Origin of the sequence: Nocardia beijingensis NBRC 16342 (genome assembly GCF_001612785.1) — a bacterium.
In the GTDB taxonomy this organism is placed as follows: domain Bacteria; phylum Actinomycetota; class Actinomycetes; order Mycobacteriales; family Mycobacteriaceae; genus Nocardia; species Nocardia beijingensis.
In genome coordinates this window covers 16,113-38,451 of sequence record NZ_BDBC01000077.1, presented here as the reverse complement: position 1 = coordinate 38,451, position 22,339 = coordinate 16,113, and the positions used below count along the sequence as shown (strand labels likewise).

The following is a 22,339-nucleotide window of genomic DNA, read 5'->3' as shown; positions in this document are numbered from 1 at the left end:
CGCGCCGGACCGGCGGACCGACGCGCCCTCGGCCTTGGCCGCACCGTGCCCGGCGGGTTTCCCGCTGACCTTCGCGTGGCCGCGACGCCGTCCCGACGTGGTGACCGATTCGCCACTGCGGCTCGATCCCGAGCCGGAGGCCTGCTTCCCGGCGCCGCGGCCACCGGCCGGAGCCGACTCCGCCCGCCGATCCGATCGGCGCCGCGCGGGTTGCGGCGCCTGGGTGGTCACGGGCGTGGCGGAAGCCGTGGCCACAGGGACACCGGACGGGCGGCGGGCGCCGGTGATCTCCACCAGCGCGCGGTCGCCGGGACGGACGGTGACCCCGTCGACCTCCACGCCCGCCTTGCGCGCCATCGCCTCCACCTCGCGGCGTTCTTCGTCCATCACCAGCGTGACGACCACGCCGTCCTCACCCGCGCGGGCGGTGCGCCCGGCCCGGTGCAGATAGGCCTTCGGCTCCGGCGGCGGGTCCACGTGCACGACCAGGGAGATGCCGTCGACATGGATGCCGCGCGCGGCGACATCGGTGGTGACCAGCACCGGCACCGAGCCGTCGGCGAACGCGGCGAGCGTACGGGTGCGGTTGTTCTGCGCCTTGCCGCCGTGCAGCGCGCCCGTCGGGATGCCCGCCCCCCGCAGCTGTTTGGCGAGCCGGTCGGCGCCGTGCTTGGTGCGGACGAACATGATGGTCAGCCCGTCGCGGGCGGCGATCTCGGTGGCGACCGCGCGCTTGGTCACCTTGTCGCCGACGTAGAGCAGGTGATGCGACATGGTGGCGACCGAGGCCGACGGCGGTGCGGTGGAATGCGTGACGGGCGAGCGCAGGTAACGCTTGACCAGCTTGTCGACCTCGCCGTCCAGCGTGGCCGAGAACAGCAGGCGCTGACCGTCGCGCGGGGTGCGGTCGAGCAGCTTGGTCACCTGCGGCAGGAACCCCATGTCGGCCATGTGGTCGGCCTCGTCGAGCGCGGTGATCGTCACGTCGGACAAATCGGCCGAACCCTGTGCGAGCAGGTCGGCGAGCCGTCCCGGCGTCGCGATCAGCAGGTCCACGCCGCGGGCGAGCCGGTCGGCTTGGCGTTTGATCGGCGCGCCGCCCACCACCGAGGCCACGCGCAGGCCGAGCGCGAGCGCCGGTTCGTCCAGCGCCCGCTCGATCTGCGCGGCCAGCTCGCGGGTCGGCACCAGGACCAGGCCGCGCGGGCGGCCCGGCTTGGCCGCCCCGCCCGCCAGCCGGGTGAGCATCGGGAGGCCGAAGGCCAAGGTCTTGCCGGAGCCGGTCGGCCCGCGGCCGAGCACGTCCTTGCCCGCGAGGACGTCGGGCGTCGTCGCGGCCTGGATGGGAAACGGCATCTCGATGCCGTCGCGTCGCAGTGCCTGCACGAGCACGGCGGGCAGGCCCAGCTCCGCGAAAGTTGCGGGGGCCGCCGCGGCGACGGTGGTCGAGGGGGTCACGAGGAGGATGTGCCTTTCGTCGCACGGCGCGTTCCACGCGGAACGCGCTGTTCGGTGGGATGGAGAGCGGCGCGCGATGCGGTTTCACCGCGCGGTGGCGCGGGCGATGACGCGCGCCGGGTGGAGCGAGAAGGATGCGGCCGACCGGAGGCGGGCCGAAGGTCCAGGATACGTGCCGGGAAGTCAGCCGTGGAACAGCCGGCTCAGTTCCACGAGCCAGGGTACGGCCACCGCCTGCGTCGGCACCACCAGGATGGCGGCCGAGCCGAGATAGGCGGCCGTGGCGATGCGGAGGTCGCCGATCCGGCCGCTGAGCCGTTGGATGCGGATGAGTGTGGTGGGACCGCCCGCGGCGAGGGCGCCTTGCGGCGCGGTGGACTTCGCGCAGGCGACCAGAGCGCGGGCCAGCGGTTTCGGGCCGGTGACCTTGACCGCGGAGTCGTCGGCGAGCAGTTCGATGAGCAGTTTCACCGAGCCGAGCGCGGCCTTGCTGCGCACCACCCTCGGGAACGCCTCGTGCACGGCCGTGAACGCCTCGAGCACCAGATCGTGCCTGGCCCGCAGATGTGAACGCTCGTGGCTGACGATGGCGGTGACCTCGGCGTCGGCCAGACTGGTCAGGGTGCCCTCGCTGAGCACGACGCGCTGGCGCAGGCCGGGCAGGCAGTAGGCGATGGGCTCGGTGGCGGCCAGCACCCTGATGTCGGCCGCGCGCCGGTGCGGACCGCTCTGGTCGAGCAGGTCGACCAGCATGCGGTGCCGTGCCCGCCGCCTGCGGGTGTGCACGCCGACCCGGATGATCGCGTAGATCAACCGGGCGCCGATCAGCAGCGTGAGCGCGAAGACGAACACGTACGCCAGCCACAACGGCAACCCCAGCGCGTCGATCTCCCTGGTCGGCGCGGTGGTGGGGCGGCCGTCGGGGCCGGGAACGAGCAGTTCGGCGGCGATCGCCAGCCCGGAGCCGAACGCACTGAGCACGGCGGCGAGCGCGATGGCCTGCCAGAGCACCAGCGCTGCGCGGGGCGTCCGGTAGGTCCAGGTCGCCCGGCTGAGCAAGGCCGGGGCAGGCCCCGCGAGAAGCAATGCCAGTCCGGCGAATACCGGCGCGGTTGCGTTCATCGACTCAGCTCACTGCGTTGTGGGGCCAGGGCGCCCGAGGAGTCTACTGCGGCGGCGGCGCCGAGTCCTCGGTTGCTTCGAGCTTAGCGAGTGCTTCGCGGAGAGCGGCAGCCTCGTCCTTTCCGACCTGTTCGACGAAGTGCACCAGTGCCGCGGCCCGGCTGCCCGCCGCGTCGGCCTGTTGCAGCGCGTCGACCATCAAACTCGCCACGAGTTCGTCGCGCGTGTGCACCGGCGCGTAACGGTGCGCGCGATCGTCGCGCCGCTGCACCACGAGGTTCTTCTTCGCGAGGCGTTGCAGCACGGTCATCACCGTGGTGTACGCGAGCTCACGGCGTGCGGCGAGCGCCTCGTGCACCTGCCGGACAGTTTGTGGTTCGTCGGCCGACCACAACTGGTCCATGACCGCTTTCTCGAGTTCACCAAGACCTGCCATTCCCTAATTTTAGGGACTCAACGACGAGGACGCGTACTACAGGGTGTCGTAACTATGGAGTAGCTGGTGTGTCATTTCTCATACGGCGCGGTCTCGGGCGCTGTGGCAGCCGGTCCGCCCACTTTTCCGCGCACGTGTCGCGCCCCGATCGGCACGATCATCGGCCGCCCCGACACCGGGTCCTCGAGCACCCTGGCGTCCAGGTCGAACACTTCGCGCAGCAGCTCGACCGACACCACCTCGCCGGGCGCGCCGGCGGCGACGACGCGCCCGGCGTGCATGACGACAAGCTGGTCGCTGTAGCGGATCGCGAGATTGAGATCGTGCAGCACCATGACGACGGTGCGCCCGAGATCGGCGTGCAATCGGTCGACCAGGTCGAGCACCTCGACGGAGTGCGCCAGGTCGAGGTAGGTGGTCGGCTCGTCGAGCAGCAGAATGTCGGTGCCCTGGGCCAGTGCCATCGAGATCCAGGCGCGCTGACGCTGGCCGCCGGACAGCTCGTCGAGCGGGCGGTCGGCGAGGTCGGCGATCCCGGTGCGCTCCAGCGCGGTCGTCACCTCGGATTCGTCGGCGCCCGACCACTGCCGGAACCAGGACTGGTGCGGATGACGTCCGCGGGCGACCAGATCGGCGACGGTGAGCCCTTCCGGGGCGACCGGCGACTGCGGCAGCATGCCGACGATGCGGGCGACGTCCTTGGTCTTCATCGTCGAAATGGCCTTGCCGTCCAACATCACCCGGCCTTCCCTGGGACGCAGCAGGCGGCCGAGCGAGCGCAGCAGGGTGGACTTCCCGCAACCGTTGGGGCCGATGACCGTGGTGATCACACCGGGAGCGATGGTCAAGCTCAGCCCGTCGACGATCACCCGGTCGCCGTAGCCGAGGGTGACATCCTCCGCGCCGAGCCGGTGACCGGGAGCGCTCGCCCGCTGCGTGGCCTGGGCGGGGGTGAGGTCTGCGATCGTCATGACAGCGTCGCCTTCCGGTTCATACGCACGAGCAGGTACAGCAGGAACGGCCCGCCGAGCGCCGCGGTGACGACGCCGAGGGGCAGGTCGACCGGGAACACCGTGCGGGACGCGACATCCGCGCCGACCACCAGGATGGCCCCGGTCACCGCGGAGCCGACCAGCGGCTCGCCCGGCGTGCGCAGCAGGCGGCGGGCGATCTGCGGCGCGGCGAGGGCGACGAATCCGACCGGCCCGACGGCGGCGGTGGCCACCGACGCGGCTACCACGGCCGCTCCGATCAGGATGGCCTGCTGGGTCTGGACGCGCACGCCGAGCGCGCGCGTGGTGTCGGAGCCGAGGCGCAGCGCGGCGAGCGTGCGGGCGGCGGCGAGCGCGACGAGCGCGGCGATCCCGGCGGCGATCGCCGCGGGCGTCAGGTGCGCGGTGTCGGCGGCGTTGAGCGATCCGTTGAGCCACAACTGCACTCGCTGGGCATCGGCCAGGCTGGCGCGGGTGAGCAGCCAGCTGATGCCCGCGGTCAGCAGGGCGTTCACCCCGACGCCGATCAGCACCAGCCGCAGCCCGGTGGCGCCGTACGCGCCGGTGGCGGTGCGTCCCCAGGCGAGCAGATAGATCGCGACCGCGGTGAGCAGGCCGCCCGCCAGTGCCGCCACCGGGGCGCCGACCGAGGCGGCCAGCCCGGTGCTCGCGCCGCCGGTACCGACCAGCACGGCGACCGCGCCGAGGCTCGCCCCCGAGGTGATGCCGAGCATGTCCGGCGCGGCCAGCGGGTTGTGCAGGATGGACTGGGTGATCGCGCCCGCCAGCCCGAGCGCGAGGCCGACCACTAGCGCGGTCAGCGCGCGCGGCAGCCGGGATTCCAGCACGATGAAGCGCTGCGCCCTGGTGCCGCCGCCGGTCAGGACGTCCAGTACGCGCCCGAGCGGCAAGTGGGACTCGCCCACCGCGATGTCGAGGCAGAACAGTGCGAGCGCCAGCGCGATCGCAGCGGCGACGATCAGGATCATCCGCGGTCGCAGCACCGTCGACACCGGACCGACGCGCAGCGCGGGTCGCGCACTCCTGGTGCGTAGCGAGATCGTCACAGGTTCACCAGCTTTCGCCTGCGCACGAACGCGAGGAAGAACGGCACGCCGAGCACGGCGACCACCACGCCGACCTCCAGCTCGCCGGGGCGAGCCACCACTCGGCCTGCCACATCGGCGATCAGCAGCAGCAACGCGCCGAAGAGCCCGGAATAGGGAATCAGCCACCGATGATCCGGTCCGGTGATCGTCCGCGCGAGATGCGGAACGACCAGGCCGAGGAAGGCGATCGGCCCGGCCGCCGCCGTCGCCGCCCGCCAGCAGCACGACGGCCGCGAGTCCGAGCGCGCGACTGCGGCCGACATGCACGCCGAGCCCCCGCGCGACGTCGTCGCCGAGGCCGATCAGATTCAGTCCCGGCGCCGCCAGCACCGCCAGCAGCATCCCCGCGGCCAGGAACGGCAGCACCTGCCAGAACACCGCGGCGTCACGGCCGGCGACGGTGCCGATCACCCAGAACCGATAGGTGTCCAGCGCGGCGGCGTCGAACAGCACGACGGCGTTCGTCATGGCCTGCAGGAAGGCGGTGACCGCCGCGCCCGCGAGCACGAGGGTGAGCGGGCCGGCCTTGCCACCGCCGACGGAAGAGGTCGCGAACACGGCTATCCCGGCGATCAGCGCTCCGGTGAGCGCGAACCAGATGTATTGCTCCGGCGCGCTGAAGGCGAACAGGTACACGCTCAGCGCGGCGAGGAACGCCGCGCCCGCGTTCAGTCCGAGCAGCCCGGCGTCGGCGAGCGGATTGCGGGTGTAGCACTGCACGAGCGCGCCCGCGATTCCCAGCGCCGCGCCGCAGACCAGCGCCAACGCGGTGCGCGGCAGGCGCAGTCCGCGCACGATCTCTTCCTCGGTGGAACCGGCCGCGCAGGTGAACGGTCCGCCGGGGCAGGTGAGCGCATGGTGCACGGCGTCGTACACCGTCCCCGGCGCGAGCGAGCGAGCGCCCACCGCGACACCGGCGAGCACGGCGAGCAGCAGCAGGACGGTCGAGACGAGGAGTCCGGAAAGACGTCGCCGCCTCACGGTGGCAAGAGAGGTCACGGCGACGAGCTGCTCCTGAAATCAACGATATGGTTGCTAGGTCTGGTAAGCCTAACCTATCTTTCGCTGTACGGACGGGCACGGCCGAAGGTCCGCCGCGCCGCGCGACGGAGCCGACCCCGAGGAGGTTCGATGACCGAGCTCATCACCACGCCACATCGCTCGACGACGGAGTTCGGACGCGCCTGTGCCCGGCTGCGCGCGCTGCAACCGGAGCATCCGCGGGTCTATGCCGTCGCCGCGATCGCCGAGCAGGGCAAACGCCGCTGGTGGCAACTGGCGGACGGAGTGCGCGAGGGTCGCGTCGAACTCATGTACCGGCGGCATGCCGCGGAGATGATCAGCGCCGACATCGCGGCGGAAGTCGTTGCGACCGCGCTGATCCACGCGATCGCAGGCCGGGTGGTCGCGCTGCTCGTCGCGGAGGGGCGGGCGTGGGATCCGGGATTGGAGAATCTCTGGATCCATACCGACAACGACGGCGGGATCGACTGGGCGGGCTTGTCCGACACCACGATTCGCGTGGTAGACGGCGATCCACTGGCGGGCGGGCCGGGTGTGGTCGCGTTGCCGTGCCCGGAGGCGATGTACGTCTGGCTCGCGCATCGCTGCGAGTCCGCGCTGACCGTCGTCCAGCGGAACCTGACGCGCTGCTCCGGTTTGAGCGCCCGGCGGTTCTGGTCCCTGGTCGGTGAATCCGTCGCGGGCGCTTCGACTTATGTGCCGGATCTGGCGGGGACCGATTCCGTCAGCGGTGCGCGTCGCGGCCAGGCCCTGCTGGCGGCGATGGCCGAGCGCGGGCTTCCCGTGCGGCGGTCGGGTTCTTGCTTGGTTAGGTAAGCCTGACCTATACTCCATTCCGGCGTACGGATCGCGTGAGCGTCCCGAGGGCTGCGGTGACCCCCGATCCCTTGCCGCGGCGGGCTCCACTTCCGGTGGGGCCCGCCGCTCTGTCTGTGAACTGCGTCGCCGGCTCTGGCGCGCCGTCCGGTCCCGGATCTACGCTGACGCGGACACGATCGCGAACTCCCTGCACAGCAAGGGTATTCGTCGTCCGGCCGTCCTCGACCGGCCACCGCCGCACCGGGGGATTTGCCCGATGTCGTGTCGTGCTCATCGTCGCGCGCCGTCTCCGAGCCTCGCCGATGTCCGCCCGTTCCGGACCGGCTTCGGGATGGCTCCACGGAATTCGAGGTTGTCAGTTTGTCCACCGCCAGACCGTCTCCCCTCCGTTCGATCGCTGCCGTGCTCACCGCTGTCGCGGTACTCGCCGTGCCCGCTTGCGGATCCGGTGAGCAGCGGGCGCACAGCACGCCCGCGCCGCACTGGGATTACGACGCCGAGGGCCCCGACCACTGGGCCGACTTGGATCGTGACTATCTGACCTGCAAGAGCTGCCACCAGCAGTCGCCCGTCGACCTGCCGGGTCACGCGAAACTCGAGCCCTCCGAGCACATCACCATCGACTATCACGCGGCGCCCGCGGTGACGCTGCGGAACAACGGGCACACGGTGCAGGCGAATCTCCCGGCGGACAACGGAAATCGCATCGTCGTCGACGGTGTTCCGTACGATCTCGTGCAATTCCACTTCCACCTGCCCAGCGAGCACACCGTGGACGGCGTCGGCACGACGATGGAAGCGCACTTCGTGCACAAGAGCGCGGCGGGCGCGGTGGCCGTGCTCGGTGTGCTGCTGCGAGCCGCGCCGGAACCGTCGGCCTTCGCGCCTATCCTCTCGGTCGCGCCGCGGGCTGTCGACGCCGAGACCGTCGTGCCGGGCCCGATCGACCTGCGCGCGATGCTGCCCGGCGCGACCGACCAATACCGCTATCAGGGTTCGCTGACGACCCCGCCGTGCAGCGAGGGCGTTTCGTGGACGGTGCTGGGCAGTCCCGTCGCGGTGGCCCCGGCCGACGCCGACCGGTACCGGACGTTGTTCGCGCACAGCAACCGGCCGACCCAGCCGCTGAACGGCCGGACGGTCACGCTGGCGGGCGGGTGAGGCCGCGCCGGCCTGGGCCGGGCGCTGTGCGACAGTGAGTACATGACACAGCAGGAAACCCGTCGGTTCGGCTCGCTGGCGGATGTCACGCCCGAGCAGATGAACTCCTACAGCGAAGGCACCTTCGCCGACCTGATCGGCCTGCGTTACACCGAGTTGAGCCCCGAGCGCGTGCGCGGCGAATGGGTCGTGAAACCGCACCTCTACCAGCCCGCCGGCATCCAGAACGGCGGCGTGTACTGCACCGTCATCGAGACGCTCGCCAGCATCGCGGGCGGCATCTGGTTCGGCGAGCAAGGCACGGTCGTCGGGGTCAACAACAACACCGATTTCCTGCGGGCGGTGCGCGAAGGCACCCTGACGGGGGAGGCGACGCCGCTGCACCGGGGCAGGCTGCAGCAGCTGTGGCAGGTCGTCATCACCGACGAGCAGGGCCGCACCGTCGCCCGCGGACAGGTGCGATTGCAGAATCTGCCGCATCGGTCCTGACCGCTCGACCGGCGGCGGCGGAACGGGCGTGCCAGAATGTGCCTCACCCGTCACGGTGAACCGGTGAGGAGCCCGGATGCGACTGTCACCGCACGAGCAGGAGCGCCTGCTGCTCAGCTATGCCGCCGAGCTGGCCAGGCGCAGGCGGGCGCGTGGACTCGAGTTGAACCATCCCGAGGCGGTCGCGCTGATCACCGACCACGTGCTGGAAGGCGCGCGCGACGGCCGCACCGTCGCGGAGCTGATGTCCTCCGGGCGGACGGTCCTCACCCGCGCCGACGTGATGGAAGGTGTGCCCGAGATGATCCCCGAGGTCCAGGTCGAAGCGACCTTCCCGGACGGCACCAAGCTCGTCACCGTGCATCACCCGATCGGTTAGGCGGGCCGGATGCGGTGCGCCAGCGCCCCTGAGACCGACAGAGGCCCGGTGTGATCCCCGGCGAATACTTCTGCGCCGAGGGCGCCATCGAACTGAACGCGGGCGCCGTGCGCCTGGAACTCGACGTGCTCAACACCGGCGACCGGCCGGTGCAGGTCGGCAGCCATGTGCACTTCCCGCAGGCGAACGCGGCACTCGAGTTCGACCGAGCGGCCGCGCACGGCCACCGCCTCGACATCCCGGCCGGTACCGCGGTGCGCTTCGAACCCGGCCTCGGGCAACGGGTGTGGCTGGTGCCCCTGGGCGGCGCGCGTGAGGTGCACGGGATCAGCCGGACACCACCGGGCCGACTCGACGACCAGCGCGGAATCGATGCGGAGGGCTCGGAGGTAGGACGCGATGAGTGAGCTGAGCCGGGCGCGGTACGCCGAACTGTTCGGGCCGACGACGGGCGATCGGATCCGGTTGGCCGACACCGATCTGCTGATCGAGATCACCGAGGACCGCAGCGGGGGACCGGGACGCGCGGGCGAGGAGGCCGTGTTCGGCGGCGGCAAGGTCCTGCGCGAATCCATGGGCCAATCCCGCGCGACGCGCGCCGAGGGCGCTCCCGACACCGTGATCACGGGCGTGGTGATCATCGATCACTGGGGAATCGTCAAGGCGGACGTCGGTATCAGGGACGGACGGATCAGCGCGATCGGCAAGGCGGGCAACCCCGAGATCATGACCGGGGTGCATCCCGACCTGGTCGTCGGGCCGTCCACCGAGGTCATCTCCGGCAACGGCCGCATCCTCACCGCGGGCGCGATCGACTGTCACGTGCATTTCATCTGCCCGCAGCTGCTGGAGGAGGCGCTCGGCGGCGGCATCACCACGCTCATCGGCGGGGGCACCGGACCGGCCGAAGGCAGCAAGGCGACCACCGTGACGCCCGGCGCGTGGCATCTGGCGCGCATGCTGGAGGCCACCGACGGCTGGCCGGTGAACATCGTGCTGCTCGGCAAGGGCAACACCGTCAGCGCAGAGGCCATGTGGGAGCAATTGCGGGCCGGGGCAGCGGGTTTCAAGCTGCACGAGGACTGGGGCTCGACGCCCGCCGCGATCGATGCCTGCCTCACCGTGGCCGACGCGGCGGGGGTGCAGGTGGCGCTGCACTCGGACACGTTGAACGAGGCGGGTTTCGTCGAGGACACCCTCGCGGCGATCGCGGGCCGCGGCATCCACGCCTATCACACCGAGGGTGCGGGCGGCGGGCACGCGCCCGACATCATCACCGTCGCCGCCCATCCCAACGTGCTGCCCAGTTCCACCAACCCGACCCGCCCGCACACGATCAACACCCTCGACGAGCACCTGGACATGCTCATGGTGTGCCACCACCTGAGCGCGTCGATCCCGGAGGATCTGGCCTTCGCCGAGAGCCGGATCCGCCCCTCCACCATCGCGGCCGAGGACCTGCTGCACGATCTCGGCGCCATCTCGATGATCGGCAGCGACTCGCAGGCCATGGGCCGCATCGGGGAGGTCGTGCTGCGCACCTGGCAGACCGCGCACGTGATGAAGCGCCGCCGTGGCGCGCTGCCGGGTGACGGCGCCGCCGACAACGCCCGCGTTCAGCGCTACATCGCGAAGTACACCATCTGCCCGGCCGTCGCGCACGGCCTCGACCACGAGATCGGGTCGGTCGAGGTGGGCAAGCTCGCCGATCTGGTGCTGTGGGAGCCCGCGTTCTTCGGCGTCCGCCCGCACGCCGTGCTCAAGGGCGGCGCGATCGCCTGGGCCGCGATGGGCGACGCCAACGCCTCCATTCCCACGCCGCAGCCCGTGCTGCCGCGCCCCATGTTCGGCGCCGCCCCGGCGGCCGCCGCCGCGACCTCACTGCATTTCGTGTCCGAGCAGGCGATCGAGGACGGCCTCGCCGACCGGTTGCGGGTCCGGCGCAGACTCGTGCCGGTCCGCGACGTCCGTGGCGTGCGGAAGACGGACCTGCCGCACAACGACGCCATGCCCCGCATCGAGGTCGACCCCGACACCTTCACCGTCCGCATCGACGGCGAGGTCTGGCACGAAGACCCCGCCCCCTCCCTCCCCATGGCCCAGCGCTACTTCCTCTTCTGACACCCCCGCGGGTGGCCCATGGCCGCGGGGAATCGCGAGAAGAAGTCTCGATGGTGTGCCACTCGTGGGGAACCGGGGCGGGGCGTATAGTCCGCTGGACTTGGAGGAAGGGAGGGCAGGATGCCTCGAGCGGGCGAGCGTGGGGTTGGGCGCCGAGTGGTGGTGGGGTTGGTGGGGGCGGGGACGCTTGCGGCGGCGATGTTCGCGGCATCGGCTGCCACACCGCTGTCGTCCGGCAGCGCGGCGGCGAGTTCGACCGTCACTTTGAACGACTACTGCCAGGAGCACGGGGCGGTGGGTCACTTCGCCGACGGCCGGAAGGCCTATTGCACGCAGGTGCAGAACACCGACACGTTCGTGTGGTCCTATAGCCGGGACCCGATCCCTCGCGATCCCCATACCCGCGACTACACCTGCGACAGCGACACCTGCCACCGGCCCGACGGCAGCGCCGTCCCGAACTATCAGCGCTGCGGCCTCCTGTGCGGAGAGCCGCCTACCAGTGGCGACGTGCAAAGCGGGCTGTCCGACTGTTTCGCGACGGGAGCCGACTTCGAAGAGTGCGAAAGCCGGATCCGGTGATCGGTCGATTCCGTTCCCCGTGAACGGATCGAAACCTACGTGAGCCGGTGCTCGTGGATCGGTGCGCTCAACGCGACGCCGTTGAGATCCAGATACAGCTGACGCTCGGTGACGGATACGGTCACGGTGTTGCGGCGTTCGGTCGCCGCGACGGCGGCATCGATGAATGCGCGATCGAAGCTGTAGAGCGGTATCGCTTCGGCGCGGTGAACACGCTTGCCGGTGAGTTGCGCCAGTACCTTGACCGGGTCGCGGTGGGTGTAGACGGCGACGCGGTCGGCGAGTTTGCTGCCTCGGTGCACCCGCTCCGCGTCGGGTGCGCCGATCTCGATCCAGGCCGTCAGGCGTCCGGTGAGGTCGCGCACCAGCACGGCGGGCTCGTCGGTCGCGGAGACGCCACCGTCGCTGAAGGCGATGCCCTCCTCGTATTCGAGGCAGTAGGCGAGCACCCGGGTCAGCATGAACTCCGCGGATTCGGACGGATGCCGCGCCACCCGCAACTCCAGCTCCTGGTAGACGCCCCGATCGACATCGGCCAACTGGACGGCGAAGGTGTGCAGTGTCGCGCTGAGTGCCATAGCTGCAGGAGCTTAATGCCGCCGGAGCCGTCGGCCGGGGGCGAGCTTCCTTCGGGCGCCGGATCGGTCCGGCGCCCGCAACTCCGCATCCAACGGATGTCGGTGCCGAGCCATAGGATTCGCCGGTGACACTGACACGTGAGGACCTGGCCGGATACGTCGAGCGCGACCTGGACGCCGATCTGGCGAGATGGTTCGCCGATCGCCCGCCGGTCGTCGTGCCGGAGGAGACCCGGCCGGTGGCGCCCTTTCTCCAGCGCCTGGCGCCCGCGTCCGCGGCGGCGCTGGCCGCTTTCGACCGCAGGGTGCGGTCAGGGCGCATGCCGCAGTTCCTGGATGTCCACGACTGGTCCTATGGTTTCGACTTCGCCGGAAACGACTGCGGGATAACGGATTCCGACTACGAGACCGAACTCGCCGACGACGACGTCTACTCGATCGGCGCGGACGGTGGCGGCAACCTGTACGTGGTGCTCACCAACGGGCAGATCGCGATCTGGTTCCACGAGGAGGAAGTGGTCGAGGGCGGCACCCGCTTCGACGACCTGGATGTCTTCCTCTGGTCGCTCGTGCGTTACCACGCGGTGCGGGCCGGGGCACTGGAGCGCGGTGCGGTCGAGGCGGACTTCCTGGCGCTGGGTCAGGACGGCGCGCTGGAGCCGGAACTCGGGTTGCTTCGCTCGATGAAGTAACGCGTTCGCTCAGTCCTCGCCCGCGCGCCGCTGGAACGGCCGCCCGGTTCGGAAGACATCCCGCAGCCAGGGCGCCCGGCGGTGGTGCGGACGGCTGCGGTCGGCCCAGAGCGGATTGGATTCGTCGCGGCGGTAGGCCGCGAGCTGTCCGGCGATGGCGAAGCGCAGGCGGGTGGCCGTGCCGACCACCTCACCGTCGGTCGCGAGCGCTTGCGGCGTGGGTACCTGCACCAGGAGTTCCGGCAACTGGCGTTCGCCGTAGACCTTGCTGTGGCCGATCGCCGCCAGCAGCAGCGCCAGCACGGCGCGGGTGCGCGACCAGCGCAGGTCGGCGCGCAACCAGCGGATGTCGAGCAGCCCGGCGTCGAGCCGGTCGCGGAAGGCGGGCACCGCGCCGTGCGGGTGGTAGGGACCGTTGCCGACGAACAGGAACCACACGCGCCGCCACTGCCCGTCCAGGCAGATCTCGATCGGCTCGGCGCGGCGCAGGGTGACCACGAGCGCGGCGGCGAAGGCGGGCCACTTGCCCCAGCGCGACTGCCACTTCTCGCGCCGCTGTACCAGGTCCGGGTAGGCGCCAAGGCTGGCGGTGTTGATCAGGTGCCTGGTGCGGGAGCCGGTGTCGTCCTCGCATTCGACGGCGGCGATGTCCACCGCCACCGCCTCGCCCGCGCCGGTGGCATCGATCACCTCGCGCAGGTCGTAGACGCCCAGATCGCGGGCGAAGTGGTTGAGCGTGCCGGTGGGGATCACGACCAGCGGCAGTTCGTGGCGCAACGCGACCGCGGCCACCGCGGCCACCGTGCCGTCACCACCGGCGACGCCGACCGCCAGCACCGGTTCACCGTGCTCGGCGATGGCCTGCTCGAGCTGCTCGGCGCAGTCCAGGTCGGGTTGCGTGCGCAGCACGGTGGCGGCGGGCAGGGCGGCGACGACGTCGTCGGTGGGATCGTAGTTCGGGTCGCCGGACATCGGATTCACCATGACGACGAGGCCTTTGCCCTCCACCAGCACCGGCACCTCGCGGACCGGGCGGGCCTGCGCCTCGTCGGATTCGCGCACCGGCCACCAGCGACGGGTGGCCAGGGCGACACCCGAGCCGACGGCCGCCCCGACGAGCACGTCGGAACTCCAGTGCACGCCGGTGTGCACCCGCGAGTAGGCGACGGTGGCGGCCAATGGGGCGACAACCAGCGCGGTACGCGGGCTTTCGAGAGCGACCGCGGTGGCGAATGCCGCGGCGCAGGCGCTGTGGCCGGAGGGGAACGAGGAGGACCTGGGGGCCGGGACGAGTCGCCGGTGCACCGGCAGAAGTTCGGCGGCGGGCCTGCGCCGCGCGATCAGCGACTTGAGGCCGACGTTCACGACGAGACTGGCTCCGCCGACGGAGACGACTCCGCGTAGCGCGGCCCGCCGCGGCGCGCCTTGCCGGGTGGCCAGCAGCGTCGCCAGAAACAGCCACAATCCACTGAAATTGGCGCTGCTGGTGAGCCGCAGCAAACCGTGATCGATCGCCGAGGCGGGCAGTTCGGCGACCGCGCCGCCGATCGCTCGATCGATTCGTCCGATGCCGTGGAACTTCCGGCGCACCCAGCTACTCACCCGTCCGACATTACCGATCACCACCCCGACGTCTCGAAACACGAAGGCGCGGCGCGTTTCGGCGGGGACGGCAAGGCTCTGGCGCGGCAGGACGGTCACAAGGGGGAGACTTGCCCCGAAATCCCGGGTCCTAACGGCGCTCTCGTGATCCGGATTCCACTTGCCGGGAATGGGCGAGCGAAGTGGTCGGCAGGCGGGCGACGCGAACGGTTGTCCCCGCGCCGGACCCGGCGTGACCATCTTCACGCTGGGAGATGGTCGTGCGGTGACAGCGAATACCGGTGATCACATGCCAGGTCGGCGAACCCCGCGGTCGTAGCGATCACGAAATGTTCGGTCGCCGCGGACATTTCGACGGACGACGGCGGTACGGCCCGGTCGCCGCTAGCGAATGGCGGTGGGAATGAGGTGGTGCCGGGCGAAGGCGCGGGCGTCCTCGTCGGTGTCGAGCGAGAAGTAGCTGTCCGGGATGAGCAGGAGGGTGAGGGAGAGGCGGGCGGCGATTTCGGCGGACGCGTCGGGATCGATGTCGCCGATGTCGTCGGCGCGGCGGAGTTGTTCGGCGAAGAACGCGCGCGCGGCGGCGAGGAGCGTCGCGCCGTAGGTGATGACGAAGGGCTGGCCGCCTTCGTCGGCGAGCAGGATGCGGGTGGTGAGTGGATCCGTGCGCAGCGTGCGCAGGGCGATCGCGAAGCCCTCCGCGGCCCGGTCGCGGACGTCGGTGTGGTCGGCGACGGCCGTGGTGATGCCGGAGAGCACCCGCCGCAACCACACGGTCAGCGCGGTGGTGACCAGGAGGTCCTTGTTCGGGAACGCCCGGTAGACGGTGGCGCGGTGCAGGCCTGCGCGGCGGGCGATGTGCTCCATGCGGACCCGGTCGATGCCGTGGTCGCGGAACTCCGCCAGAGCCGCGTCGATGATCCGGTTGGCCTGCGGGTCGCCTTCGATGCCTGCGGCGAGCCGGTCGACATCGAAGGCGGCGGTCGTCTGCCGGGCACTGCGCATGGAGCTAATACTGCCCGACCGCGCGGGCGTGGCGCATGCCCGCGCGCGCCCGGGGGTGGTAGCGCAGCGGTTCCGGGATCAGCGGCCATGCGTTGCGGATCAGCGTCGCGACGGCGCGGAAGTGCGCCTGATCGGCCCGGTTGTAGCGCAGGCCGAGTTTGTCGCGGGCCGGCTCGGGCAGCAGGGCGGCGGTGAGCACCCGGTATTCGGATATGAGCACGGGCCGTAGCAGCCGCTCGACCGGTCGCGGCAGATACGGCAGCCGCATGTCGCTGGTGAACCGCAGTCGATCGGTCAGCCAGCGCGCCGATTCCGTGGCTTCCAGCACGTCACGGCAGACGTTGTCGAAATACCGCTGGAAAGCGGCGTAATCGGCGGGCATCGGCCGGTCGCTGACGCCGTATCGCCGGAACCAGGTCTTGCTCTGCTGGTACAGCTGCTCGCGTTCGGCGCCGGTCAGTCCGTCGCCGAACACGTCGGCGATATCGATGACCGCCTGCACCATCGTGGCGTGGGTCCAGTAGTAGGTCTCGGGATTGAGAGCGTGGTAGCGGTCCCCGTGTGCGTCGGTGCCCCGGATCTCGCGGTGGTAGTCCCTGACCCGTGCGCCGGTGCCGCGTTCGACGGGGTCGTAGACGGTGCCGATGATCTCGGGTATCGAGCGCAGTACCCGGTCCCAGGGATCGCCGAAGAAATCGGAGTGCTCGGTGACGCCCGCCCCCACCGCGGGATGCATCAGCTCCAACATGCCGTACGGCGCGGCGACCAGGAACAGTCGCAGGTCACCGAGGTAGCGCCAGAGCAGCGTGCCGGGCCCGAGCTGCGGGTCTTCCAGTGTGGCACGGTCCGGCACGGCCTCCGGGTGTGCGGTCATCCTCGACCCCTTCTCTCATGGTGCGACGAAATGACTATAAATGTCGCATATGTCGCACACAAGGCGGGTGATCGAGTGGAGCCGAACGCAACCAATGGTTGCGTGAGGACCGACCGTCGGCTAGCGTCATGTGCAACCAAACGTTGCACATTGGAGGTCGCGATGATGGAGTACGGCAGCATCGAACGGGAGATACACGTCGACGCCTCGCCCGAGGTGGTCTTCGAGGTCGTCAGCAGCCCGGAGCACATCTCGCAGTGGTGGAGCGACGACGCCGACTTCACCGCGGCTCCCGGCGCCGTCGGCGAACTCGTCTGGGGTGACCGGGCCGAGGTCGCGCCGATCAAAGTGGAACGCGCCGAGCCGCCCCGGCTGTTCTCGTTCCGCTGGTGCCATCCGGGTGGAGTGGTCGACGATCCGGCCGGTTCGCTGCTGGTGACGTTCGAGCTCATCCCGTCCGGTGCGGGTACCAGGATTCGGCTCACCGAGACCGGTTTCCGGGAGATGGGCTGGGAAGCCGCGAAGCTCGAGGAGCTCTACCGCGACCACACCACCGGGTGGGACACCTTCGTGCCCCGGCTCGGGGAGTACATCGCGCGGCTGGTGTCGACGCCGTGACCGCCGCCGTCGACGACGACCTGTGGTCCGCCATCGGGGATCCGACGCGCAGGCGGATGCTCGACCTGCTCCTCGCGGAGGGGGATGGCACGGCGACCAGCCTCAGCGAGCGGCTGCCGGTGACCCGGCAGGCGGTCGCGAAACATCTCGGCGTGCTCGACCGGGTCGGCTTGGTGCACGCGACGCCCGCAGGGCGCGAGCGGCGGTACCGGGTGGACGAGGCCCAACTCGCTCGCGCGGTGGCCCAGCTGTCCTCGGTGGGGGCGGCGTGGGACGCCAGGCTCCGGCGGATCAAGCGCATCGCGGAGGCGATTCAGCGCAAACAAGACCAGCAGTGAAAGGAATCGAACATGGTGGACATCCTGCACAAAGTCGGCATCGAGGCGCCGGTGGACGAGGTCTACGCCGCCTTGACCACCACCGAGGGACTGTCGGGGTGGTGGACGACCGATACGAAGGGAGACGGCGGCGATATCGGCGGCCTGCTCGAATTCCGCTTCGCGGCGGGTGGATTCGACATGCGGGTGCGCGAGCTCGACCCGGCGAAGCGCGTGCTGTGGGAGGTGGTCGGCGGACCCGAGGAATGGATCGGCACCCAGGTGGACTGGAGCCTCGGTCAGGAGGGCGACTACACCTCCGTCCTCTTCGCGCACCGAGGCTGGCGGGAACCGGTGGACTTCATGCACCACTGCAGCACCAAATGGGCGGTCTTCCTGCTGAGCCTGAAGTCGCTGATCGAAACCGGTGAAGGCGCGCCGGATCCCGACGACGTCAAGATCGACAGCTGGAATTGACCCGCTGCCCTCCGGCCGCTCGTTCTCGGACGCGCGGCCGGAGGAACACGTGATCAGACGGTGAGGATGGTCTTCCCGATCGCCGTGCGGTTCTCGAACGCTCGGTGCGCGGCCGCCGCTTCGGCCAGGGGGAGCACCGTGCCGATGACCGGGGTGATCTCACCGCGCACGGTCAGCTCCTCGGCGCGGCGAGCCAGCTCCGGCCACCGCTGCGGGCGATAGCCGAGGCTGAACGGAATCAGCGATGCGCCGACCGGTAGCAGTTGCTGCGAGCCGATCTCGACCGGAACACCGCTGGCCGAGCCGAAGACGACCATGCGCGCACCGGGTTTCGTGAGCAGGCCGTAGGCTTCGCGAGCCGTCCGGCCGCCGACGGTCTCGAGCACCACCGACACCGGACCGGCCTCCTCGGTCCAGCCCGGCCGCGTGTAGTCCACCGTGGCATCGGCGCCGAGATCGGCGGCCAGCCGCCGCTTCGCGGCCCCGCTCGCACCGGCGACGACCCTGGCTCCGGCTCGCTTGGCCAATTGGACCAGCAGGGTTCCGATGCCTCCGCCCGCCGCCTCCACCAGCACCGTGTCCTCGGGGCCGATCTCGGCGGTTTCGAACACTCCCACGGCGGTCGCGCCTTGCCCGAGCAGCGCGAGCGCCTGATGCTCTGGCCGGCAAGGGCACGCTGTTCCGCAGATTCACCGACCGCGATGGGCTGATTCGCGCGCTGTTCGACGACCGGACCGGCCGGGCGTTGGCGGACGTCCGCGAACTCGCCGCGGACCCGGATGTGCCTGTGCGCGAGCGGATATCGGCGTTCGTCGCTACCGTGTTCGACCTCACCGTGGTCGAGTTGCAACCGTTGACGCGCGCCATGCCCGACGGCTGCCGGTCGGAGACCTGGGCGCCGTGGCGGGCGCTGCTGGCGGAGTTGATCGCCCAGGTCGTTCCGGATTCCGACGCGGAATTCCTCGCCATGGCGATCTTCGCCGCCATGCGTCCGGAGATCACCGACATGACCTCCCCGCACCGTCACCGCGAGGGTGTCCTCGCGTTGACCGCACGCATACTCGGGTAGCGTCGGCCGTTACCCGCTCCCGTGCGCCCGGTCAGGCGCCGACGTAGGCCGCGAGATGTTCGCCGGTGAGGGTGGAGCGAGCGGCGACGAGGTCGGCGGGAGTGCCCTCGAAGACGACCCGGCCGCCGTCGTGCCCGGCCCCTGGACCCAGGTCGATGATCCAGTCCGCATGCGCCATGACCGCTTGGTGGTGCTCGATGACGATGACGGACTTGCCGGAGTCGACGAGCCGGTCGAGCAGGCCGAGCAACTGCTCGACATCGGCGAGATGCAGGCCGGTGGTCGGCTCGTCGAGGACGTAGACCCCACCCTTGTCGGCCATGTGCGTGGCCAGCTTGAGCCGCTGCCGCTCGCCGCCGGACAGCGTGGTGAGCGGCTGGCCGAGACTGAGGTAGCCCAGACCGACGTCGGCGAGCCTGCGCAGGATGGCGTGCGCTGCCGGGGTGCGCGCCGCTTCGGTGCCGAAGAACTCCTCGGCCTCGAGCACCGACATCGCGAGCACTTCGCTGATGTCGCGGCCGCCGAGATGGTATTCCAGCACCGACGCTTGATACCGCTTGCCCTCGCACTCCTCGCAGGTGGTGGCGACGCCCGCCATCATGCCCAAGTCGGTGTAGACGACGCCCGCGCCGTTGCAGGTGGGGCACGCGCCTTCGGAATTCGCGCTGAACAGCGCCGGCTTCACGCCGTTGGCCTTCGCGAACGCCTTGCGGATCGGCTCAAGCAGCCCGGTGTAGGTCGCCGGATTGCTGCGCCGCGAGCCGCGGATGGGCGTCTGGTCCACCGCCACCACTCCTTCGCTCGCGGGGATCGACCCGTGCACCAGCGAGCTCTTGCCCGAGCCGGCCACGCCGGTGATGGCGACGAGCACCCCCAGCGGAATGTCCACGTCGACGTCGCGCAGGTTGTTCGCGTTCGCGCCGCGGATCTCCAGCCTGCCCTTCGCTTCGCGCACGGTGGCCTTGAGCGTGGCGCGGTCGTCGAAATGGCGGCCGGTGACGGTGCCGCTGGCCCGCAGCCCCTCGACGCTGCCCTCGAAGCAGACGGTGCCGCCCGCCGCGCCCGCCCCCGGACCGAGGTCGACGACATGGTCGGCGATCACGATCGCCTCCGGTTTGTGCTCCACGACGAGCACGGTGTTGCCCTTGTCCCGCAGGCGCAGCAGCAGTTCGTTCATCCGCTGGATGTCATGGGGGTGCAGGCCGATGGTCGGCTCGTCGAAGACGTAGGTGACATCGGTGAGCGAGGAGCCGAGGTGACGAATCATCTTGGTGCGCTGGGCCTCACCACCCGACAGCGTGCCCGACGGCCGGTCCAGCGAGAGGTAGCCCAGCCCGATCTCCACGAACGAGTCGAGAGTGTGGCGCAGCGCGGTCAGCAGCGGCGCCACCGACGGCTCGTTCAGCCCGCCGACCCATTCGGCCAAGTCGCTGATCTGCATCGCGCAGGCGTCGGCGATGCTGATCCCGTCGATCTTCGACGATCGAGCGGCCTCGGTGAGCCGGGTGCCGTCGCACGCGGGACAGGTGGCGAAGGTGACCGCCCGGTCCACGAACGCGCGGATGTGCGGCTGCATCGCCTCCCGGTCCTTGGACAGGAAGGACTTCTGGATCTTGGGGATCAAGCCTTCGTAGGTGAGGTTGACGCCCTCGACCTTCACCTTGGTGGGCTCTTTGTAGAGGAAGTCCTGCATCTCCTTCTTGGTGTACTTGCGGATCGGCTTGTTCGGGTCGACGAACCCCGACTCCGCGTACACGCGCACGGTCCAGAAGCTGTCGGACTTCCAGCCCGGGATGGTGAACGCGCCTTCGGCGAGCGACTTGGAATCGTCGTAGAGCTGGGTGAGGTCGATGTCGGACACCGAACCCCTGCCCTCGCAGCGCGGGCACATCCCGCCGGTGACACTGAAGCTGCGACGCTCCTTCACGGTCCTTCCGGCGCGCTCGGTGGTGACCGCGCCGGCGCCGCTGATCGAGGCGACGTTGAAGGAGAACGCCTGCGGCGAGCCGATGTGCGGCTTTCCCAGCCTGCTGAACAGGATGCGCAGCATGGCGTTGGCGTCGGTCGCGGTGCCGACCGTGGACCGCGGATCCGAACCCATGCGTTGCTGATCGACGATGATCGCGGTGGTCAGCCCGTCGAGCACATCGACATCGGGCCGCGCCAGCGTCGGCATGAAGCCCTGGACGAACGCGCTGTAGGTTTCGTTGATCAGCCGCTGCGACTCCGCGGCGATCGTGCTGAACACCAGCGAGCTCTTGCCCGAGCCGGAGACGCCGGTGAACACCGTCAGCCGTCGCTTCGGGATCTCGATGCTGACATCCTTGAGGTTGTTCTCGCGCGCGCCGTGCACGCGGATCAGGTCGTGGCTGTCCGCGGCGTGCGGCGCTCGCGCCCGCGTGTCCGTCGTCGTGGCCGTGCTCATCGTGTCTCCATCTGTTCTGGCGGGGCCGCCTCGGCGGTCTCCCTCGGCGTCGCCGGGCTGGATTCGACCCGTTCGCTTCGGGCGGGTCAGCGCAGTTGCTGGATGCGGATCAGGTTGCCGGCCGGATCGCGGACGGCGCAGTCGCGCACGCCGTACGGCTGCTCGGTCGGCTCCTGGACGATCTCGGCGTCACTCGCCGCCAGCCGTTCGAAGGCGCCGTCCAGATCCTTGGTAGCCAGCAGGATGCCACCGTAAGTGCCCTTGGCCATCATCTCGGTGATGGTGCGACGCTCGTCGTCCGTGATGCCGGGATCGGCGCCCGGCGGATGCAGGACGATGGACGTCTCGGGCTGACCGACGGGGCCCACGGTGAGCCACCGCATTCCTTCGTATCCGACGTCGTTGCGGACCTCGAAGCCCAGAATGTCGCGGTAGAAGGCGAGGGCCGCCTCCGCGTCGTCGTGCGGCAGGAAGCTCGCGTGAATGGTGATGTCCATGGCAGTCAGGCTAATTGCGGCTCGATAACCGGCGCTTCTCGATTCCTGATCGGTCTGGTCACCTGTTTCGCCACGCACGACGGCATCCCCGCCGTGGCGCGCGCCGCCTCGCGCCGGTAGACGCTCGGCGGCACGCCGACCAGCTCGGTGAAGCGGGTGCTGAAGGTGCCCAGCGACGAGCAGCCGACCGCGAAGCACACCTCGGTGACGCTGAGGTCGCCCCGGCGCAGCAGCGACATCGCGCGTTCGATGCGGCGGGTCATCAGGTAGGAGTACGGCGACTCGCCGTAGGCGAGCCGGAACTGGCGACTGAGGTGCCCGGCCGACATGTGCGCGTCGCGCGCGAGCGCCTCCACGTCCAGCGGCCGCGCGTACTCCCGATCGATGCGGTCGCGGACGCGGCGCAGCCGCGCGAGGTCCCGCAGGTGCTGCGTGGCGGCGGGTCTGCTGGTCACTTACGCGATCGTGCCACATGGCGGTGACAAGCGGGCCGC

Annotated in this window: 25 protein-coding genes; 12 read left to right on the top strand and 13 right to left on the bottom strand. The window is 70.3% G+C overall.

Going from position 1 to position 22,339, the window contains the following annotated elements; genetic code table 11:
* The 5 genes from NB3_RS32305 to NB3_RS36920 form a co-directional block, all read right to left on the bottom strand.
* Positions 1-1,386, bottom strand: a 1,386-nt coding sequence (locus tag NB3_RS32305) for a DEAD/DEAH box helicase (RefSeq protein WP_371855954.1), incomplete at its 3' end; no start/stop codon positions are given.
* A gap of 255 nt (positions 1,387-1,641) precedes the next feature.
* Complete coding sequence (locus NB3_RS32300) at positions 1,642-2,580, bottom strand: M56 family metallopeptidase (protein ID WP_067810834.1); 939 nt, start codon at positions 2,578-2,580, stop codon at positions 1,642-1,644.
* 43 nt (positions 2,581-2,623) lie between these two features.
* Positions 2,624-3,016, bottom strand: coding sequence for a BlaI/MecI/CopY family transcriptional regulator (locus NB3_RS32295; protein WP_039797864.1), 393 nt, complete (start codon positions 3,014-3,016; stop codon positions 2,624-2,626).
* A 71-nt stretch (positions 3,017-3,087) separates the two neighbouring features.
* Positions 3,088-3,987 carry an ABC transporter ATP-binding protein gene (locus NB3_RS32290; protein ID WP_067810831.1) on the bottom strand — a complete coding sequence of 300 codons (900 nt, stop codon included), beginning with the start codon at positions 3,985-3,987 and terminating at the stop codon, positions 3,088-3,090.
* Positions 3,984-6,116, bottom strand: a complete 2,133-nt coding sequence (locus NB3_RS36920; RefSeq protein WP_443093680.1) for an iron chelate uptake ABC transporter family permease subunit — start codon at positions 6,114-6,116, stop codon at positions 3,984-3,986. Before NB3_RS36920 ends, NB3_RS32290 begins: the two co-directional genes overlap by 4 nt.
* A 132-nt stretch (positions 6,117-6,248) precedes the next feature.
* On the opposite strand from NB3_RS36920, the gene NB3_RS32280 reads away from it, so the two are divergent.
* The 7 genes from NB3_RS32280 to NB3_RS32250 all read left to right on the top strand — a co-directional run bounded on the left by NB3_RS32280 (position 6,249) and on the right by NB3_RS32250 (position 11,691).
* Entirely contained in the window at positions 6,249-6,956 is a 708-nt protein-coding gene (locus NB3_RS32280) for a hypothetical protein (protein ID WP_067810828.1), read from the top strand.
* Between the two features lie 405 nt (positions 6,957-7,361).
* Positions 7,362-8,120 (top strand): carbonic anhydrase, encoded by a 759-nt coding sequence (locus NB3_RS32275; protein ID WP_244892169.1) that lies wholly within the window; start codon positions 7,362-7,364, stop codon positions 8,118-8,120.
* 99 nt (positions 8,121-8,219) lie between these two features.
* A complete protein-coding gene (locus NB3_RS32270) occupies positions 8,220-8,609 on the top strand; it encodes a PaaI family thioesterase (RefSeq protein ID WP_067810845.1) in 390 nt (129 codons plus the stop codon).
* 76 nt (positions 8,610-8,685) lie between these two features.
* Positions 8,686-8,988: an urease subunit gamma gene (locus tag NB3_RS32265; RefSeq protein WP_067810824.1), complete on the top strand. Its 303-nt coding sequence runs from the start codon at positions 8,686-8,688 to the stop codon at positions 8,986-8,988.
* A 50-nt stretch (positions 8,989-9,038) separates the two neighbouring features.
* Complete coding sequence (locus tag NB3_RS32260; protein ID WP_067810820.1) at positions 9,039-9,395, top strand: urease subunit beta; 357 nt, start codon at positions 9,039-9,041, stop codon at positions 9,393-9,395.
* Positions 9,388-11,109: an urease subunit alpha gene (locus NB3_RS32255; RefSeq protein ID WP_067810817.1), complete on the top strand. Its 1,722-nt coding sequence runs from the start codon at positions 9,388-9,390 to the stop codon at positions 11,107-11,109. The genes NB3_RS32260 and NB3_RS32255 overlap by 8 nt, the downstream gene beginning before the upstream one ends.
* 156 nt (positions 11,110-11,265) lie before the next feature.
* Positions 11,266-11,691 (top strand): hypothetical protein, encoded by a 426-nt coding sequence (locus tag NB3_RS32250; RefSeq protein WP_067810814.1) that lies wholly within the window; start codon positions 11,266-11,268, stop codon positions 11,689-11,691.
* A gap of 35 nt (positions 11,692-11,726) precedes the next feature.
* Here NB3_RS32250 and NB3_RS32245 read toward each other — a convergent pair whose 3' ends face one another.
* On the bottom strand, positions 11,727-12,269 hold the full coding sequence (locus tag NB3_RS32245) for a YaeQ family protein (RefSeq protein WP_067810812.1): 543 nt from the start codon (positions 12,267-12,269) through the stop codon (positions 11,727-11,729).
* A 125-nt stretch (positions 12,270-12,394) separates the two neighbouring features.
* Between NB3_RS32245 and NB3_RS32240 the strand changes: the two genes are divergently transcribed.
* Positions 12,395-12,961 (top strand): hypothetical protein, encoded by a 567-nt coding sequence (locus tag NB3_RS32240; protein WP_067810809.1) that lies wholly within the window; start codon positions 12,395-12,397, stop codon positions 12,959-12,961.
* Positions 12,962-12,970: 9 nt separating this feature from the next.
* Here NB3_RS32240 and NB3_RS32235 read toward each other — a convergent pair whose 3' ends face one another.
* From NB3_RS32235 to NB3_RS32225, 3 genes are all read right to left on the bottom strand, one after another.
* A complete protein-coding gene (locus NB3_RS32235) occupies positions 12,971-14,563 on the bottom strand; it encodes a bifunctional phosphatase PAP2/diacylglycerol kinase family protein (RefSeq protein ID WP_244892168.1) in 1,593 nt (530 codons plus the stop codon).
* A gap of 384 nt (positions 14,564-14,947) precedes the next feature.
* Complete coding sequence (locus tag NB3_RS32230) at positions 14,948-15,568, bottom strand: TetR/AcrR family transcriptional regulator (protein ID WP_084823853.1); 621 nt, start codon at positions 15,566-15,568, stop codon at positions 14,948-14,950.
* A gap of 4 nt (positions 15,569-15,572) precedes the next feature.
* Entirely contained in the window at positions 15,573-16,442 is an 870-nt protein-coding gene (locus NB3_RS32225; protein ID WP_067810803.1) for an oxygenase MpaB family protein, read from the bottom strand.
* A 162-nt stretch (positions 16,443-16,604) separates the two neighbouring features.
* Between NB3_RS32225 and NB3_RS32220 the strand changes: the two genes are divergently transcribed.
* The 3 genes from NB3_RS32220 to NB3_RS32210 are packed head-to-tail and all read left to right on the top strand — an operon-like array spanning position 16,605 to position 17,854.
* The gene (locus tag NB3_RS32220; RefSeq protein WP_244892167.1) at positions 16,605-17,060 is read left to right on the top strand and encodes an SRPBCC family protein; all 456 of its coding nucleotides are present in this window, start codon (positions 16,605-16,607) and stop codon (positions 17,058-17,060) included.
* Positions 17,057-17,398 (top strand): ArsR/SmtB family transcription factor, encoded by a 342-nt coding sequence (locus NB3_RS32215; protein ID WP_067810800.1) that lies wholly within the window; start codon positions 17,057-17,059, stop codon positions 17,396-17,398. The genes NB3_RS32220 and NB3_RS32215 overlap by 4 nt, the downstream gene beginning before the upstream one ends.
* A 12-nt stretch (positions 17,399-17,410) precedes the next feature.
* Positions 17,411-17,854, top strand: a complete 444-nt coding sequence (locus tag NB3_RS32210; protein WP_067810797.1) for an SRPBCC family protein — start codon at positions 17,411-17,413, stop codon at positions 17,852-17,854.
* A 53-nt stretch (positions 17,855-17,907) separates the two neighbouring features.
* On the opposite strand, the gene NB3_RS32205 is transcribed toward NB3_RS32210, so the two are convergent.
* Positions 17,908-18,471 carry a quinone oxidoreductase family protein gene (locus NB3_RS32205; protein ID WP_169810776.1) on the bottom strand — a complete coding sequence of 188 codons (564 nt, stop codon included), beginning with the start codon at positions 18,469-18,471 and terminating at the stop codon, positions 17,908-17,910.
* 128 nt (positions 18,472-18,599) lie between these two features.
* On the opposite strand from NB3_RS32205, the gene NB3_RS32200 reads away from it, so the two are divergent.
* Complete coding sequence (locus tag NB3_RS32200; protein ID WP_067810790.1) at positions 18,600-18,923, top strand: hypothetical protein; 324 nt, start codon at positions 18,600-18,602, stop codon at positions 18,921-18,923.
* 31 nt (positions 18,924-18,954) lie between these two features.
* Here the strand turns inward: NB3_RS32200 and NB3_RS32195 are convergent, their stop codons facing one another.
* From NB3_RS32195 to NB3_RS32185, 3 genes are all read right to left on the bottom strand, one after another.
* Positions 18,955-21,348 carry an ATP-binding cassette domain-containing protein gene (locus NB3_RS32195; protein ID WP_067810787.1) on the bottom strand — a complete coding sequence of 798 codons (2,394 nt, stop codon included), beginning with the start codon at positions 21,346-21,348 and terminating at the stop codon, positions 18,955-18,957.
* Between the two features lie 86 nt (positions 21,349-21,434).
* Positions 21,435-21,845, bottom strand: coding sequence for a VOC family protein (locus NB3_RS32190; protein WP_067810784.1), 411 nt, complete (start codon positions 21,843-21,845; stop codon positions 21,435-21,437).
* 5 nt (positions 21,846-21,850) lie between these two features.
* Positions 21,851-22,300, bottom strand: a complete 450-nt coding sequence (locus NB3_RS32185; RefSeq protein WP_067810783.1) for a helix-turn-helix transcriptional regulator — start codon at positions 22,298-22,300, stop codon at positions 21,851-21,853.
* Between the last annotated feature and the right edge of the window lie 39 nt (positions 22,301-22,339).